The organism is Devosia sp. Root635 (assembly GCF_001427605.1).
Taxonomy (GTDB): domain Bacteria; phylum Pseudomonadota; class Alphaproteobacteria; order Rhizobiales; family Devosiaceae; genus Devosia.
In genome coordinates, this window is record NZ_LMGZ01000003.1 from 104,606 (window position 1) to 119,634 (window position 15,029).

Here is a 15,029-nt window from a genome sequence, read left to right on the forward strand (position 1 = left end):
ATGCGGGCGGCGGCGCGGGGCTGAGCCGACGGTCATTGTAAAACCTCGGGCAAGGCAATGACACGTCAAGTTATGGTGAGAGGCCACCGTGTGCGGCCTCTCTATGGGCACCATTCGAACTGGTGCCTCTTTTGGTTACATTGCCGACTTGGGCGTCAGCACGGCATCGATCACATGGATCACGCCATTGGACTGGATCACGTCGGGGATGGTGACATTGGCAACCGTGCCGTTCTCGTCAGTCACGGTGACCTTGCCGTCCGCTGCCTTGAGGGTCAGCTTGCAGCCACCGACGGTGTCCACGACATGCTCGCCGCCATCGGCTTCGACCATGCCGACAATGTCAGTCGACAGCGCCTTGGCCGGGATCACATGGCAAGCCAGGATCGTTGACAGCATTTCCTTGTTTTCCGGCTTCAGCAGCGTTTCCACCGTACCTTCCGGCAGGGCGTCGAAGGCAGCATTGACGGGAGCCAGCACGGTGAACGGGCCTTCGCCCGACAGCGTCTCGACCAGGCCGGCAGCCTTGACGGCGGCGACCAGGGTGGTGTGGTCAGCCGAGTTCACGGCGTTTTCGATGATGTTCTTGTCGGCGAACATGGCGGCACCGCCAACCATCGGATTGTCCTGGGCAAAGGCAGCGCCCGAAAGAGCGGAGACCGAGAGCATGGCAGCGAGCGTGAGGGTGCGGAAATTCATTTGGTCGTTCCTTCCTGTGTTTCGTTCCCCTTGTTCGGCGGGGACATGGGAAGGAACGGATGCCGTGGGGGCTACAGTTTCGGCAGTTTCAGGGGTTTATTTCACCTTCGGGGTGAAACTTTATCGGGCCGGGTTGCGTAGGGACCGGGCGCCAGCCGATCGCCCCGTCGTCACTGCGTGGATTGCCCGGACAAGCCGGGCAATAACGATGGAGGGGGTGGGTTGTCCGATCAAGGGACCGGTGCCAGCCAGCCTAGATTTTCGTAACGGCGCCCTTGGCGACGATCGGGCCGGTGGGCGAGCCGCTGGGCGAGCCGCCCTCGGGTTCGAGCGTGATGGCCAGGACGGAGCCCTCGCCCCAGCCGGCCATGACTTCGGGCGAGATGGCGACGGCGCTGCGCTCATTGACCGGGATGACCCCCATAGAGATCGGCGCATGGTCGCCCTGGATGGCCCAGAGTTCGAAATCGCGATCCGGCACATCGGCGCCGGACAGGGCGGTCAGCCGCACATTGCCGCTGCCGTCATAGAGCGCGACGAATTTGACGTCACTGCCTTCTTCTTCGAGCGCGGCGACGAGTTGGGTGGTGAGCGCGCTCACATCGGGCGCCGGCTGCATGAGGTTGAAGCCTATGGCGGCGACGGCCACGGCCAGTGCGCCGGCGGCAATGGACCGCCAGACCATCAGGCTCTCCCAGAAGGACGCGGTTGCGCGCGGCCGCACCAGGTCGCCAAAGGCGCGGGCCTCGATAGCGGCATAAAGGTGGGCAGGGACCGGGGTTTCCTCATATTCGGCATTGAGGGCGGCAAAGCGCGACACCCAGAAATCCCGCTCGGCACGCAGCGTCTGGTCTGCTTCGATCAGCCGGCCGATGCGGTCATGCTCGCTGGCCGAGAGCAGGCCGAGCACATATTCGGCAACCAGGGCGTTATGCCCCTCGTGGTCCTGGCCGATGCCGTCGCTGGTGCTCATGTCGTCAGACAGTCTTTCAATTTGATGAGGCTCCGGCGCAGCCAGGTCCGCATCGTGTTCAAGGGCACCGCGAAGCGGCTCGCCAGTTCCTCGTAGCTGTAGCCATCGAGATAGGCGCCGCGCACGGCGGCGGCACGATCGGGTTCGAGCGTGCCGAGGCATTGCTCGATGCGGCCCTTTTCCTCATTATCCTCGGCAGCGCGTTCCGGGGTCGGACCGCTATCGGGGATTTCCAGCGCCACATCGATATCGTCGGCGGCCGGGCGACGGGCCCTCAGGATGTCGAGCGAATGGTTGCGCGCGACGGCAACGAGCCAGCTTATCGGGCTGGTATTGCCGGCCACGTAACGGTCGGCGCGCTGCCAGATCTTCACGTAGATTTCCTGAATGGCCTCTTCGGCCTCCGAACGGTCCTTCAAGATACGCAGCGTCACCCCGAAGAGTTTCGCGCTGGTCCGCTCGTAAAGTGAACGAAACGCGACCCGGTCGCGCAGGGCGCAGCGGGCGATGAGGTCGGCGATGTCCTGAGATGGAGTCGTCGTCTGCATAGACATCGATGGTGCTGGCCTCCCGAGCCCTGCCAGACCCGCCCCTTGCCCGGTGCGACGTCTGGCAGCATCACAACGCAACAAACCGCAAAATGGATCAATGCGCAAATGCCACAGAACCGTCTTTTCCTTTGCCCATTGATGTTCTAGACCCGTTGCGGTCTTTTCAGCGCCTCCTTGCCAATAGAATGGGTCCGTCCATGACTGATCAGCCTTCGACCGACCGGTTCAGCCACGATGCGGGGATCCTCGCGCAGGCCCTGCCCTATATGCAGCGCTACGAGGGCAAGACCGTCGTGGTGAAATATGGTGGCCATGCCATGGGCGACCTCAAGCTCGGCCAGGCCTTTGCCCGCGACATCGCGCTGCTCAAGCAGTCCAAGGTCAATCCGATCGTGGTGCATGGCGGCGGGCCGCAGATCGCCTCCATGCTCAAGAATCTGGGCATCGAATCCAAGTTCGAGGGCGGGCTGCGCGTCACCGATGCGCGGACCATGGAAGTGGTCGAGATGGTGCTGGCCGGCTCCATCAACAAGGAAATCGTGGCGCTGATCAATGCCGAGGGCGAATGGGCCATCGGCCTCTGCGGCAAGGACGGCAACATGGTCTTCGCCCGCAAGGCCATCAAGACCATGAAGGATCCCACGTCCAATATCGAAAAGGTGCTCGATCTTGGCTTTGTCGGCGAGCCCATCGAGGTCGACCGCACCCTGCTCGACCTGCTGGCGCGCTCCGAGATGATCCCGGTCATCGCCCCGGTGGCACCGGGCCGCGATGGCAATACCTACAATATCAACGCCGATACCTTTGCCGGCGCGATTGCCGGCTCGCTCGGCGCCAAGCGCCTGCTGTTCCTCACCGACGTACCGGGCGTGCTCGACAGCGACGGCAAGCTGATCCCCGAACTCAGCGTGCGCGAGGCCAAGGAACTGATCGCCGATGGCACGATTTCGGGCGGCATGATTCCCAAGGTCGAAACCTGTCTCGAAGCGCTCGACAATGGCGTGGAGGGCGTGGTGATCCTCAACGGCAAGATGCCCCATGTGGTGCTGGTCGAGCTGTTCACCGAATTCGGCGCAGGCACGCTGATCGTGCGGTAGGCCAGCCCGCCGCATTGACGCTTTGCTAACCATTTGGCACAGCTCGGTCGATTTGACCGGGCTGTGGCGCATCTGCCCTAGTCCGGTCCGGACAAGTCGTGGCAAATTTTAGCCATCAGTTGCGGGGGCTTTTGTGATGCGTAGCGAAATGAAGTTGGCGGCAGTGGCCGCTATTGCCGTGCTCGGTTCGACCATGGCGGCACAGGCCCAGTCCATGGTGGCGCCCGTCGTCACCAGCGGCATGTATCAGCCGGGCTATTCGGCCTGGGACGGCTTTTATGTCGGTGCACAGGGCAGCCTCGTCGCCACCAAGACCCACGAGATTGGCGGCGTGGTCGGCGTCGAACAGTTGCTGGGCGATATCGGCGGCAATGCCGGCGTCTTCGCGGGCTACCGCTACACGATCAACGACTGGTTCGTGCTCGGCATCGATGCCGAAGCGAACAACGTCGCCACCGAATATCTGTGGAATGCCGTCAATTACGGCGCCATCAAGTGGGATGCGGCCGTGCGCGCCACGCTGGGCTACCCGGTGGCCCCCAATGTGCTGGCCTATGGCACGGTGGGCTATTCCTGGGCGCATTTCGACCTCAGCCCCGGCTATGGCAACCCTGACGCGAAATATACCGCCGGCGGCTTCCAGCTTGGCTTGGGCGTCGACATGATGGTCACCAGCAATGTCATGGCGCGCCTCAACGCCACCTGGACCCATTATGGCGTCAACACCGTGCCGGTGGTCGGCGGCGGCACCAGCGAGCCCAGCGACGTCGTGGTGCGCGCCGGTCTCGCCTGGAAGTTCTAGACACCATCCCCGAAAATCAAAAAGGCCGCCCCGCGGGGCGGCCTTTGCATTACTAGGCTTCGACCAGCACCGGCTGGACGGAAGCGCCCTGCCCGCGCCTGGGGCCCTTGAAGAAGGGCGACAGCAGCAGGACCAGGGCAAAGCTGCCCACCACGTACCAGAGCGCCAGGCTCGACGCCTCGGCAAAGGCCGCATGAGGCGTTGCGCCGCCGGCAAAGCCATTGCCGAGATTGGTGAAGAAGATTTCCCCGATGATGGCGACGCCCAGCGCGCCAGCCACCTGCTGGAAAGCCTGCAGCGCCCCCGAGCCGGCCCCGGCGTCGCGCGGCGGCACATTGGCCAGCACGAGCTGGAACAGCGAGGAGAAACCCAGGCCCAGGCCGATGCCGGCAATCAGCAGCGGCGGCAGGAAGGCCCATGAATCGATGCTGTCGGTCACCCCGGCAATGTAGAAATGCAGCCAGAGGATGCCCAGGGACAGCAGGGCGCCGGCAATGGCCAGCCGGGAGCGCAGGTAGTTGGCGCCGAAGCGCGCGGCGATGCCCGAGGCGATCAGCACGCCCACCGAGAAAGGCGTATTGGTCAGGCCCGATTGCAGCGGGGTGAAGTCGAAGCCGCCTTGCAACAGCAGGGAAATCACCATGAAGAAGCCGGGAATGCCCGAGGCATAGATGGTGACGACGAGTGCGCCGAACATGAACTGCCGGTTGGTGATGAGGTCGAAATTCAGCAATTGCGATGCGCCGGCAGCGGCGCGACCGCGCGTCCACAGCACGAAGGCGGCCAGCAGCACAATACCGGCAGCGATCATGGCGAAAGCCCAGAGCGGCCAGCCATAGGCGCGACCTTCGACGATGGGGAAAACCACCGCGACAATGCCGAGGCCGAACAGGACTATGCCGACATAGTCATTGCGCAGGGCGGCATGGCCCGGTAGGCGCGGGATGAGGAACCAGCCGGCGACCACCGCAGCGATGCCGATCGGAATATTGACGAGGAAGATCGGCTGCCAGTCGAGACCGAACAGATTGGCCGAGATCAGCACGCCGCCCAGGATGGGGCCGCAGACCGAGGCGAGGCCGGCCGACAGGCCGAACAGCGAAAAGGCCTGGCTGCGCTCATGGGAGGGGAAGGTGACGGTGGCGATGGCCAGCACCTGCGGCGTCATCATGGCGCCGGCCAGGCCCTGGATGACGCGGGCCGCGATGAGGAATTCGATATTGGGCGCCAACCCGCACAGGGCTGACGCGGCGGTGAAGCCGGCCACGCCCCATAGGAACAGCGTGGTGCGGCCCACGATATCGCCCAGGCGGCCGAAGGGCAGCAGGCCCAGCGCGAAGGCCAGGATATAGGCGGCGATGACCCATTCGATCTGGCTGTCGGTGGCCCCCAGGCCATCGCGCATCGAGGGCAGCGCGACGTTGACTATGGTCACGTCGATCAGGTTCATGAAATTGGCGATGAGCAGCACGAACAGCGCCAGCCAGCGGCGCGGATCGGGCGGGGCATCGGCCCCTGGATTGCGGTTGGACATCGGATACCTCAGGATTTGCGGAAAAACGCACGTTCGAGTTCGGCCAGAACCAGTTCGAGCCGGTCGACGCGTGAAACGGTGGACTGGCGCCAGCAGTCGGACATGGCGCCGGTGGTGATCAAGGCGGCTCCCTCGGGATCGAGGTCGGGCCGGAACGAGCCATCGGCAATGCCGAGGCGGTAGATTTCGACAAACTGGTTGCGCCAGAACTGATGCAGCGGCGTGACGATCGCAGCGACGGCACTATCCCTACGCGCCCGCTCGCCAAGTTCTGTCAGTATGATGATGAGCTCGGGCATATCGCGGACGGTTTCGCGGAAATCGTCGAATTCAAGATGGATCTGCTCGAGTGCGCTCTTGCCTTCGCGCGGGTGGCGCATGGACTGCGCCCTGAAGTCATGGCGGATGCTTTCAGCGACCAGCGCCACCAGCGCTTCCTTGGAAGGCACATGGTAATGCAGCGTCGCGATATTGATGCCGACGCGAGCGGCGATATCGCGGGTGCGCAGGCCTTCGAGGCCCTTTTCGACGATGATCTGCCGCGCCGCCAGGGCAATGGCGACCCGGCGGTCATCGCCGCTCTCACGCTTGCTATTGGGTTGATCGGGGTTCATCGCATCCTCTTGGCGGGAGGTGCTATACATCTGCGCGCGGAATCAATCAATCATTTGATTGAGACAATGCTGCCATGCGTTCATGGCAGGGCTCTGCCCGGACGTATCACTCCATCTGCGGCACGTCGCCATGCTCGAACAGCACCACCGGATCACCAAATTCGCCATTGACCAGGTCCGCCGTGCGCGACCAGGCGATCACCCCGGCATAGGTGCCCTGTGCCGCCATGCGGCGGCCATCCATCCTGGCCTTGTCGGCAGAGGGCGCCTCGCGCGCTTCGAAGGCGGGCTGGAGTTCGCCCTCCTCGTCGCGGACGAAGGCCAGCAATACCACCAGCGTCTTGAGCTTGGCTTCCGGCGCCTGGCCGGTAGAGGATTGCAGCGCCCGCATTTTCGAATGTCTTCCCGAACCGGATTCTTCAGTCCAGGCAGATTAGAACAAAAAGAGAACTTCAGGCAAGTGGATAATGCGGTATCGCGCCGCTGTCAGCGGCGGACCAGCTCCACCACCGGAATGACCTCGCGCGTGGTCTTTTCCGCATAGTCGGCAAACTGGGGGAAGCGACGGGCCTGCTCGGCATAGATGGTGTCGCGCTCGTCCCCCTCGACCACCCGCGCCCGCACCGGGATGCGCTCGATCGTGGTGCCGTCGCCAATCTCGATTTCAACATCGGGATGGGCGACCAGGTTGTGGAACCAGGCCGGATGCTTGGGCGCTCCGCCATAGGAGGCGAAGATATGCCAGGGGCCATCGGCTTGCTGGCGCAGGTACATCAATGGCTGCACCCGTTCCTGCCCCGATTTGGCGCCGATGGCATGCAGCAGCAGAACCGGCGAATTCTTGAAATGGCCGCCGGGCTTGCCGCCATGCTGCTTGAAATCGGCAATGACCTGCGTGTTGAAGTCGTTCATGCTGAAATCCTCTCGGTGTGCACCAATCCCGACATCGGTAGATGGCGTCGAGAGTTCAACCCGCCACGCGGGAAAAATATCCGGGGCGGTAGCACCCTTGCCCCCCAACCCCCGATGTCATCCCGGCCTTGAGCCGGGATGACACCGCGCATGAGGAAAGCGTGGTGCCCAAAAGCAAAACTTATCCCCCACCCCAAAACCGCGCGTATCAGTGCTACGGCTAACCGCCAGGGTCTGCGATCGCGCCGTCCGAGCAAGTCCCGGCATCCCGAGACGGCTTCCGTCTCATTACTAAATTTACCAGAGGCGAAAGCCGTCTCGGGATCCGCTCGTCTATCGACAACCGCGTTGCAGGCGGCGCTTCCCCATGCCCGATTGACAAAACACCGCGCCGGGCATCCAACACGGCACGAAATGGAGTGCCCGCCATGCAGGACTATGTCCGCCGCATCCTCACCTCGTCGGTCTATGAAGTCGCCGAGCAAACCCCGCTCGAGACGATGAACCTGCTCTCGGCCCGGCTGGGTGCCGAGGTGCTGCTCAAGCGCGAGGACATGCAGCCGGTCTTCTCCTTCAAGATTCGCGGCGCGCATAACCGTATTGCCCAACTCAGCGCCGAAGAGCGGGCCCGCGGCGTCATCTGCGCCTCGGCCGGCAACCATGCGCAGGGCGTGGCCCTGTCGGCGACGCGGCTGGGCATTCGCGCCATCATCGTCATGCCCACCACCACGCCGGTCATCAAGATCAATGCGGTCCGCCGGCTGGGCGGCGAGGTGGTGCTGTTCGGCGACGGGTTCGACGCCGCCCGCGCCCACGCGGCCGAGCTGGCCGAAAAGCACCTTTACGTCGTCGTGCACCCGTTCGACGACCCCGATGTCATTGCCGGCCAGGGCACGATCGGCATGGAACTGCTGCGCCAGCATCCGGGCGATATCGGCGCCATCTATGTGCCGGTTGGCGGCGGCGGGCTGGCGGCAGGCATTGCCGCCTTCGTCAAGTTCCTGCGCCCCGAAATCCGTGTCATCGGCGTCGAGCCCGAGGAGGCGGCCAGCATGAAGGCCGCCATAGCGGCCGGCCACCCGGTGGCGCTCGACCAGGTCGGGCTGTTTGCCGATGGCGTGGCGGTGCGGCAGGTCGGCACCGAAACCTTCCGGCTTTGCCGCGAACTGCTGGACGATATCGTCACCGTTACCGCCGACGAGATTTGCGCCGCCATCAAGGACATTTTCGACGATATGCGCGCCATTGCCGAACCGGCCGGCGCGCTGGCCCTTGCCGGGTTGCGGCGGCAGGTGGAGCGGGGCGAGGCCCCGGCGGGCGCGCTGATCGCCATCAATTCGGGCGCTAATGTCAATTTCGACCGGCTGCGCTATGTGGCCGAACGCGCCGAGATCGGCGAGCGGGCCGAGGCTTTGCTCAGCGTCGAGATTCCCGAGCGGCCCGGCAGCTATCGCGCCTTCATCCGCCTGCTCGGCCAGCGCTCCATCACCGAGTTCAACTATCGCTTCGCCCATGGCGCCACCGCCAAGATTTTCGTCGGCATCAAGCTGGTGGGCGGCGACGCCGAAAAGCACGAGATCATCACCCTGCTCGAAGGCCACGGCCTCAGGGTGACCGACCTCACCGACAATGAAGTGGCCAAGCTGCATGTGCGCCACATGGTCGGCGGCCGGGTCAGCGACCTCGACGACGAGGTGGTCTATCGCTTCCAATTCCCAGAGCGGCCGGGGGCGCTGCTGAAATTTCTCGAAGGGCTCAACGACGCCTGGAACATCTCGCTGTTCCACTATCGCAACCACGGCGCCGATTATGGCCGCGTGCTGGTGGGCGTGCAGGTGCCACCCGCGACGAGGAGCGACTTCATCGCCCATGTCGACGCCATCGGCTTTCCCTATTGGGATGAGACCGACAACCCCGCCTACCGGGCATTCCTCGACCACGACCGCCCCTGAACCGGGAGTGTCGCAACACTGTCATCGGCGTTATGATGCAATAAACCGACACCAAAAGTCCCCGGCCAACATCTGGCCGGAATCTATTGCAATTCAACGGACAAGAAGCCATCTGCCACGAGACGGCGCCGGTTCTGCTGTTCAACGCGCCCGCCCCGACAAATCAAATCACAAACACAATGCCGGAGATGACATGAGGACCACAAAGACCGCCCGCCTGCTGTTGCTGAGCGGCGTTGCCACCGTCGCCCTGATGGGTCAGGCCATGGCGCTCGACGCCCAGGCCTTCGTCGATCGCATCGCCGAAGTCTACAAGCCCCTCGGCTATGATTTCACCTTTGGCGCCGCCACGCTCGATGGCGACACTATCACGGTCGATGGCGGCACCGTGACCATCGTCTCCTCGCCCGATGCGAAGCTGGAGCCGATGGTTTTCGATACCGAAGTCACCTTTTCGGGCGTGGTCGAGAATGCCGATGGCAGCTACATCGCCGATTCCGTCAGCATTCCCGATATCGACACCGATTTCGCCGCCGACCCTGCTGGTCACCTGAACCTCAGCGACATCCTTGCCGAAGGCTTCTATCTGCCGGCCGGCGATCCGGTGCCGGCTATCGGGCTGATACAGTTGTTCAAGTCGTTCAGCACCGGCCCGCTCTCGGTTACCCGTGACGGCGAAGAGGTCTTCTCGTTCGAGTCGATGGCCTCGCAGTCGACCTTCAACCCGGCTTTCGCCTCGACCGAGCTGTCCGACCTGTCCTCCACCTTCCTCATCAGCGGCATTTCGGCCGATCTCACTTCGGTTGCCGAGGACGATCCGGGCGCAGGCGCAACCATCGAAGCGCTCGGCCTTACCAATGTCACGGGCGAAATCTACATGGAGATGAGTTGGGCCATGGCCGATGGCCATGTGGACCTCACCGCCTTTACCCTCGACTTCGACGATGTCGGCGCGATCGACATCACCGCTGACCTGACCGGCTTTACCCCGGCCGTGCTCGACCAGATCTACGCCATGCAGGCGTCGATGGGCGGCGAGCAGACCGAGGAGCAGGCGCAGGCCCAGATGATGCAGGGCATGGCGCTGATGCAGGGCGTCAACATCGTCTCCGCCTCGATCCGCTATGACGATGCCTCGCTGGCCGGCAAGCTGCTCGACTTCTTCGCCGCCCAGTCCGGCGCCGATCGCGCGACCTTTGTCGAAGGCCTCAAGTCGATGCTGCCGATGATGCTGGCCCAGTCGGGCATTCCCGCGCTCAACGATCTCGTGGTGCCGCCGGTCTCGGCCTTCCTCGACGATCCGCAGAGTATCGAGGTCAAGGTGGCGCCGCCCTCGCCCACCTCGCTGCTGGTGCTGATGGCCGCCGCCGCCAACCCGGCCGGCCTCATCACCGCCCTGGGCCTGGCCGTCGAGGCCAACCAGCCGGTCGAATAACCATCTCCGGGAACGGCGCTCCGGCGCCGTTCCCGCACTCTTTATCCCCATCTTCAATATTGCGGGCTATACTGGGCGGACCATGAACGACATGACGTCCCCTGCCCGCCGCAGCCTCAGCCACATTACCGATTGGGTGTTCGATCTCGACAACACCCTCTATCCGCGCGAATGCAACCTCTTCGCGCAGATCGACAGCCGCATCACCCAATATGTGATGGAGGTGACACGGCTCGATTTCGAAGCCGCCCGTGCCCTGCAGAAGAGTTATTATCGGGACTTCGGCACCACGCTGAACGGCCTCATGCTCAAGCACGAGATCGATCCCGATCACTTCCTCAACACGGTTCATGCCATCGACTATTCGCCGGTCGCGGCCCATCCTGATCTGGTCGAGGCCATCCGCGCTTTGCCGGGCCGCAAGTTCATCCTCACCAATGGCGATACCGGCCATGCCCGCTCGGTGCTGTCGCGCCTCGGCGGCGCCGATATTTTCGAGCATGTCCACGACATCCGCGCCATGACCTTCGTGCCCAAGCCGCACAAGGCGGCCTATGACGGCTTCCTGGCGCTGCACGGTATTGACCCGGCCAGCGCCGTCATGTTCGACGACCTGGAAAAGAACCTCGTCGTGCCGCATGAAATCGGCATGGCGACGGTGCAGGTCGTGGCCGATGCCGGCTATGTGCATGAACAGGTCGAAGCCTGGGAGCTGGACCGCACGTCCGGCCCCCATGTCCATCACATCACCGACAATCTGGCGCGCTTCCTGCGCGAAATGCCCTGACTACATATTGTTCAGGTGCAGGATATTGCCGTCGGGATCCTTCAGCCAGACGGCCTTGAAGTTCCCTGCGGAGTGGATGCCGTCCTTATAGTCCAGGCCCATATCCGGATAATGCTCGAAACTTGTCCCCTTGGCCGCCAGATCGGCGACAATGGCGTCGAGCTGGTCACCGACACCCCAGACAACCGCATTGGCCTTGTTGCTGCCGGCGAAGTCGGAGACATAGACGTTGAGCACGGTCTTGCCGGTCTTGAAGGAGAGCACATTGTCGTCGCCATGGGCCAGTTCAAGCCCGAGCGTGTTCTGGTAGAAGTCCCTGGCGCGCGACATATCCCTGACCGCCACGATGGCTGATGAGTCGATATCCTTGAGCATGGTCACATCCTCGCTGTGTGCATTGGTTTCGAACGCGGTCGCCCGCATCATGGTTCAATGACGTTCGGCCCGGTGCTTTACAGACAGGACGCCAGGGATTAGCGTCACTCCATCGGCAAATGCCGATATACCACGGCGGCTCCGGGCCGCGAAACCATCAGGAACAGTGTCATGGAATATCGTCGCCTGGGCAAATCCGGCCTCAAGGTCAGCGAGCTGTCGCTCGGCAGCTGGGTCACCTTCAGCAAGCAGGTGGACGAAAAGGAGGCCCTGGCACTGATGGGCCTGGCCTATGACGAAGGCGTCAATTTCTTCGACAATGCCGAGGGCTACGAGGCCGGCGAATCCGAAACGCTGATGGGCGCCGCGCTCAGGAAGCTCAACTGGAGCCGCGACAGCTATGCCGTCTCCTCAAAAGTGTTCTGGGGCGGCACCAAGCCGACGCAGAAGGGCCTTAACCGCAAGCATGTGACCGAGGCGGCCCATGCCGCGCTCAAGCGCCTGCAGGTCGATTATCTCGACCTCTATTTCTGCCACCGCCCCGATATCGAGACCCCGATCGAGGAAACCGTCTGGGCGATGCACAATCTCATCACCCAGGGCAAAGTGCTCTATTGGGGCACCTCGGAATGGACCGCCCAGCAGCTCACCGAAGCCTGGGCCTTTGCCCGCGCCAACCATCTCATCGGCCCGCAGATGGAGCAGCCGCAATACAACCTGTTCACCCGCGAAAAGGTCGAGCACGATTATCTGCCGCTCTATGACCTCATGGGCCTGGGCACCACGATCTGGTCGCCGCTGGCCTCGGGCGCCCTCACCGGCAAATACAATGACGGCATTCCTGCGGACAGCCGCATGAACCTGCCGGGCTATGAATGGCTCAAGAAGGATTGGACCAGCGAAGCCGGCAAGGCCAAGCTCGAAAAGATCAGGCAACTGGCCAAGCTCGCCCAGGAAATCGGCCTGCCGGTGCATCACCTGGCCTTGCTCTGGTGCCTCGACAACCCGCATGTCTCGACCGTCATCCTCGGCGCCTCGAAGAAAGCCCAGCTCGCGGACAACCTCTCGGCCCTCAAGTCCAAGGACAAGATGACCCCTGACGTGGCCGAGAAGATCGAGGCCATCATGGGCAACAAGCCGAAGGCCTTCGAGCGGTACTAGGCTCGATTTCGCAGTCGGGGTCTCCCTCCCCACAAGGGGAGGGAGACGACTGAGACGCCGGCGGCAATTGTTACGACACCTTAACGTGGAGAACTATTCCCCCTCCCCCTTCGCCCGGTTATCATTGCCGCATGACCGACCTTCCCGGGCGCCGTCCGCCGCCCACGCCTGACCAGGCTCCCACATTCCGCGAGCGTATCGAGAACCTCCGCCATCTCGGCCGGCTCGTCGCGCAGATCTGGCGCACCAGCCGCCCGCTGACAGCAGCCAGCATCGGGCTGCGCCTCATCGCCTCGCTGCAACCCATCGCCATGCTCTATGTGGGCAAGCTCATCATCGACGAGGTGGTTCGCCTCACCACCATAACCGCGCCCGGCCCCGGCTTTGCCGACTGGTGGAACAGCGGCGTGCTGACCTCCATCGTCGTCCTGCTCGCCATAGAACTGGCGCTGGTGGTGGCCTCGGACCTCTTGGCCCGCGCCACCGGATTGGTGGATTCCGTCCTGTCGGAACTCCATTCCAATACGGTCAGCGTCGAGCTGATGGCCCATGCGGCCCGACTCGACCTCATGCATTTCGAATCCGCCGAATACCAGGATAGGCTGGAGCGGGCCCGTCGCCAGGCCGCCGGCCGCAATGCGCTATTGAGCCAGATGTTCGGCCAGGCGCAGGATATCATCACCGTCGCCACGCTGGCGGCGGGCCTCTTCGTCTATGCGCCATGGCTGATCCTGCTGCTGCCGCTCTCCTTCGTCCCGGCCATCTGGGGCGAAACGCGCTTCAATACGCTGGCCTATTTCATGAGCCGCTGGCGCACGCCCGAGCGGCGCGAGCTCGAATATATCCGCTATATCGGCGCCAGCGCCGAAACGGCCAAGGAACTCAAGCTCTTCGGGCTGGGCGATTTCCTCATCGCCCGTTTCAAGCAACTCGCCCACACCATCTATCTCGAAAACCGCAATCTTTCGACACAGCGCGCCATGTGGGGGGCCCTGTTCTCCTCGATCTCCACCCTGACCTATTATGGCGCCTATGGCTTCATCGTCTGGCGCACCGTGACCGGCGCCTTCACCATTGGCGATCTCGCCTTCCTGTCGGGCTCGTTCCTGCGGCTCAATGGCCTGTTCCAGAAAATCCTGCTCGGCTTCACCGCCATAGCCGGCCAGTCGATGTATCTCGATGACCTCTTCAGTTTCTTCGAGATCGAGCCGACAATCCTCTCGCCGGCCAACCCGAAACCCTTCCCGCAGCCGATCCGCCAGGGCATCACCTTCGAGGATGTGGGCTTCCGCTATCCCGATACCGATGGCTGGGCCATCCGCCACCTGAGTTTCACCCTCCATGCCGGCGAGACGCTGGCGCTGGTGGGCGAGAACGGCGCCGGCAAGACCACGATCGTCAAGCTCCTGACCCGGCTCTACGATCCGGATGAAGGCCGTATCACCATTGACGGCATCGACCTCAAGGATCTCTCGGTCGCCGATATCCATGCCCATATCGGGGTGATCTTCCAGGATTTTATCCGCTACAGCCTCACCGCCCGCGAGAATATCGGGGTGGGCCGCATCGAGGACCAGAATGACATGGCGCGCATCGAGAATGCCGCCGAACTGAGCCTTGCCAATGCGGTGATCGAAAAGCTGCCCGAAGGCTATGACCAGCAGCTCGGGCGCCTGTTCAAGAAGGGTCGCGACCTCAGCGGCGGCGAATGGCAGAAAGTCGCCATCGCCCGCGCCTATATGCGCGACGCCGATCTCATCATCCTCGACGAACCCACTGCCGCGTTAGACGCCAAGGCGGAAGCGGAAGTGTTCTCCCGCTTCAAGAGCCTCGCCGCGGGCAAGACCGCGGTCATCATCTCGCACCGCTTTTCCACGGTCCGCATGGCCGACCGCATCCTGGTGCTGGAAAATGGGACGATCCTGGAGTCCGGCTCCCATGCCGAGCTGGTGGCCCTACGCGGGCGATATGCCGAACTGTTCGAGCTGCAGGCAGCGGGGTATCGGTGAGGGTGCCCACAAATGATGCCCCACCTCGGATCGTCACCCTCGGGCTTGTATCGACGAAATCTGATTAAGATGTCCCGGGAGGCGGTCGCATCCGCGCTCCCGGGCAGACATCGACCGTCCTCGGGCAG

The 15,029-nt window shown here is 63.2% G+C and carries 15 protein-coding genes; 7 read left to right on the plus strand and 8 right to left on the minus strand.

Features of this window, described 5'->3' with window-relative positions; genetic code table 11:
• Positions 1 to 135 precede the first annotated feature (135 nt).
• From ASD80_RS03145 to ASD80_RS03155, 3 genes are all read right to left on the minus strand, one after another.
• Positions 136 to 699, minus strand: coding sequence for a fasciclin domain-containing protein (locus tag ASD80_RS03145; protein ID WP_056228833.1), 564 nt, complete (start codon positions 697 to 699; stop codon positions 136 to 138).
• Between the two features lie 253 nt (positions 700 to 952).
• On the minus strand, positions 953 to 1,672 hold the full coding sequence (locus ASD80_RS03150) for an anti-sigma factor domain-containing protein (RefSeq protein WP_056228834.1): 720 nt from the start codon (positions 1,670 to 1,672) through the stop codon (positions 953 to 955).
• On the minus strand, positions 1,669 to 2,220 hold the full coding sequence (locus tag ASD80_RS03155; protein WP_056228838.1) for a sigma-70 family RNA polymerase sigma factor: 552 nt from the start codon (positions 2,218 to 2,220) through the stop codon (positions 1,669 to 1,671). Before ASD80_RS03155 ends, ASD80_RS03150 begins: the two co-directional genes overlap by 4 nt.
• Before the next feature lie 200 nt (positions 2,221 to 2,420).
• Here ASD80_RS03155 and argB point away from each other — a divergent pair, with 200 nt between their 5' ends.
• Together argB and ASD80_RS03165 are read left to right on the plus strand one after the other, a co-directional pair.
• Positions 2,421 to 3,320: an acetylglutamate kinase gene (gene argB, locus ASD80_RS03160; protein WP_056228839.1), complete on the plus strand. Its 900-nt coding sequence runs from the start codon at positions 2,421 to 2,423 to the stop codon at positions 3,318 to 3,320.
• Between the two features lie 136 nt (positions 3,321 to 3,456).
• Positions 3,457 to 4,122, plus strand: a complete 666-nt coding sequence (locus ASD80_RS03165; protein WP_082555021.1) for an outer membrane protein — start codon at positions 3,457 to 3,459, stop codon at positions 4,120 to 4,122.
• A 52-nt stretch (positions 4,123 to 4,174) separates the two neighbouring features.
• Here the strand turns inward: ASD80_RS03165 and ASD80_RS03170 are convergent, their stop codons facing one another.
• From ASD80_RS03170 to ASD80_RS03185, 4 genes are all read right to left on the minus strand, one after another.
• Positions 4,175 to 5,656 carry a DHA2 family efflux MFS transporter permease subunit gene (locus tag ASD80_RS03170; protein ID WP_156460304.1) on the minus strand — a complete coding sequence of 494 codons (1,482 nt, stop codon included), beginning with the start codon at positions 5,654 to 5,656 and terminating at the stop codon, positions 4,175 to 4,177.
• An 8-nt stretch (positions 5,657 to 5,664) separates the two neighbouring features.
• On the minus strand, positions 5,665 to 6,270 hold the full coding sequence (locus ASD80_RS03175) for a TetR/AcrR family transcriptional regulator (RefSeq protein ID WP_162247307.1): 606 nt from the start codon (positions 6,268 to 6,270) through the stop codon (positions 5,665 to 5,667).
• Between the two features lie 106 nt (positions 6,271 to 6,376).
• Positions 6,377 to 6,661, minus strand: a complete 285-nt coding sequence (locus tag ASD80_RS03180; protein ID WP_056228847.1) for a hypothetical protein — start codon at positions 6,659 to 6,661, stop codon at positions 6,377 to 6,379.
• A 95-nt stretch (positions 6,662 to 6,756) separates the two neighbouring features.
• Positions 6,757 to 7,182, minus strand: coding sequence for a nitroreductase/quinone reductase family protein (locus ASD80_RS03185; RefSeq protein ID WP_056228849.1), 426 nt, complete (start codon positions 7,180 to 7,182; stop codon positions 6,757 to 6,759).
• A 428-nt stretch (positions 7,183 to 7,610) separates the two neighbouring features.
• Between ASD80_RS03185 and ilvA the strand changes: the two genes are divergently transcribed.
• The 3 genes from ilvA to ASD80_RS03200 all read left to right on the plus strand — a co-directional run bounded on the left by ilvA (position 7,611) and on the right by ASD80_RS03200 (position 11,356).
• Entirely contained in the window at positions 7,611 to 9,134 is a 1,524-nt protein-coding gene (ilvA, locus tag ASD80_RS03190; protein ID WP_056228852.1) for a threonine ammonia-lyase, biosynthetic, read from the plus strand.
• Between the two features lie 193 nt (positions 9,135 to 9,327).
• The gene (locus tag ASD80_RS03195; protein ID WP_056228855.1) at positions 9,328 to 10,569 is read left to right on the plus strand and encodes a hypothetical protein; all 1,242 of its coding nucleotides are present in this window, start codon (positions 9,328 to 9,330) and stop codon (positions 10,567 to 10,569) included.
• Positions 10,570 to 10,651: 82 nt separating this feature from the next.
• Complete coding sequence (locus tag ASD80_RS03200) at positions 10,652 to 11,356, plus strand: pyrimidine 5'-nucleotidase (protein ID WP_056228858.1); 705 nt, start codon at positions 10,652 to 10,654, stop codon at positions 11,354 to 11,356.
• Here ASD80_RS03200 and ASD80_RS03205 read toward each other — a convergent pair whose 3' ends face one another.
• Positions 11,357 to 11,782 carry a VOC family protein gene (locus ASD80_RS03205; RefSeq protein ID WP_244488926.1) on the minus strand — a complete coding sequence of 142 codons (426 nt, stop codon included), beginning with the start codon at positions 11,780 to 11,782 and terminating at the stop codon, positions 11,357 to 11,359.
• A gap of 120 nt (positions 11,783 to 11,902) precedes the next feature.
• On the opposite strand from ASD80_RS03205, the gene ASD80_RS03210 reads away from it, so the two are divergent.
• Positions 11,903 to 12,892 carry a potassium channel beta subunit family protein gene (locus ASD80_RS03210; RefSeq protein WP_056228860.1) on the plus strand — a complete coding sequence of 330 codons (990 nt, stop codon included), beginning with the start codon at positions 11,903 to 11,905 and terminating at the stop codon, positions 12,890 to 12,892.
• Between the two features lie 131 nt (positions 12,893 to 13,023).
• Entirely contained in the window at positions 13,024 to 14,901 is a 1,878-nt protein-coding gene (locus ASD80_RS03215; RefSeq protein WP_056228863.1) for an ABC transporter ATP-binding protein, read from the plus strand.
• Positions 14,902 to 15,029: the final 128 nt, after the last annotated feature.

Excerpts from the sequence above, each read along its gene's own strand:
- ASD80_RS03145 (WP_056228833.1), bottom strand. The coding sequence starts at position 699 with ATGAATTTCCGCACCCTCACGCTCGCTGCCATGCTCTCGGTCTCCGCT.
- ASD80_RS03150 (WP_056228834.1), bottom strand. The coding sequence starts at position 1,672 with ATGAGCACCAGCGACGGCATCGGCCAGGACCACGAGGGGCATAACGCC.
- ASD80_RS03155 (WP_056228838.1), bottom strand. The coding sequence starts at position 2,220 with ATGCAGACGACGACTCCATCTCAGGACATCGCCGACCTCATCGCCCGC.
- argB (WP_056228839.1), top strand. The coding sequence starts at position 2,421 with ATGACTGATCAGCCTTCGACCGACCGGTTCAGCCACGATGCGGGGATC.
- ASD80_RS03165 (WP_082555021.1), top strand. The coding sequence starts at position 3,457 with ATGCGTAGCGAAATGAAGTTGGCGGCAGTGGCCGCTATTGCCGTGCTC.
- ASD80_RS03170 (WP_156460304.1), bottom strand. The coding sequence starts at position 5,656 with ATGTCCAACCGCAATCCAGGGGCCGATGCCCCGCCCGATCCGCGCCGC.
- ASD80_RS03175 (WP_162247307.1), bottom strand. The coding sequence starts at position 6,270 with ATGAACCCCGATCAACCCAATAGCAAGCGTGAGAGCGGCGATGACCGC.
- ASD80_RS03180 (WP_056228847.1), bottom strand. The coding sequence starts at position 6,661 with ATGCGGGCGCTGCAATCCTCTACCGGCCAGGCGCCGGAAGCCAAGCTC.
- ASD80_RS03185 (WP_056228849.1), bottom strand. The coding sequence starts at position 7,182 with ATGAACGACTTCAACACGCAGGTCATTGCCGATTTCAAGCAGCATGGC.
- ilvA (WP_056228852.1), top strand. The coding sequence starts at position 7,611 with ATGCAGGACTATGTCCGCCGCATCCTCACCTCGTCGGTCTATGAAGTC.
- ASD80_RS03195 (WP_056228855.1), top strand. The coding sequence starts at position 9,328 with ATGAGGACCACAAAGACCGCCCGCCTGCTGTTGCTGAGCGGCGTTGCC.
- ASD80_RS03200 (WP_056228858.1), top strand. The coding sequence starts at position 10,652 with ATGAACGACATGACGTCCCCTGCCCGCCGCAGCCTCAGCCACATTACC.
- ASD80_RS03205 (WP_244488926.1), bottom strand. The coding sequence starts at position 11,782 with ATGATGCGGGCGACCGCGTTCGAAACCAATGCACACAGCGAGGATGTG.
- ASD80_RS03210 (WP_056228860.1), top strand. The coding sequence starts at position 11,903 with ATGGAATATCGTCGCCTGGGCAAATCCGGCCTCAAGGTCAGCGAGCTG.
- ASD80_RS03215 (WP_056228863.1), top strand. The coding sequence starts at position 13,024 with ATGACCGACCTTCCCGGGCGCCGTCCGCCGCCCACGCCTGACCAGGCT.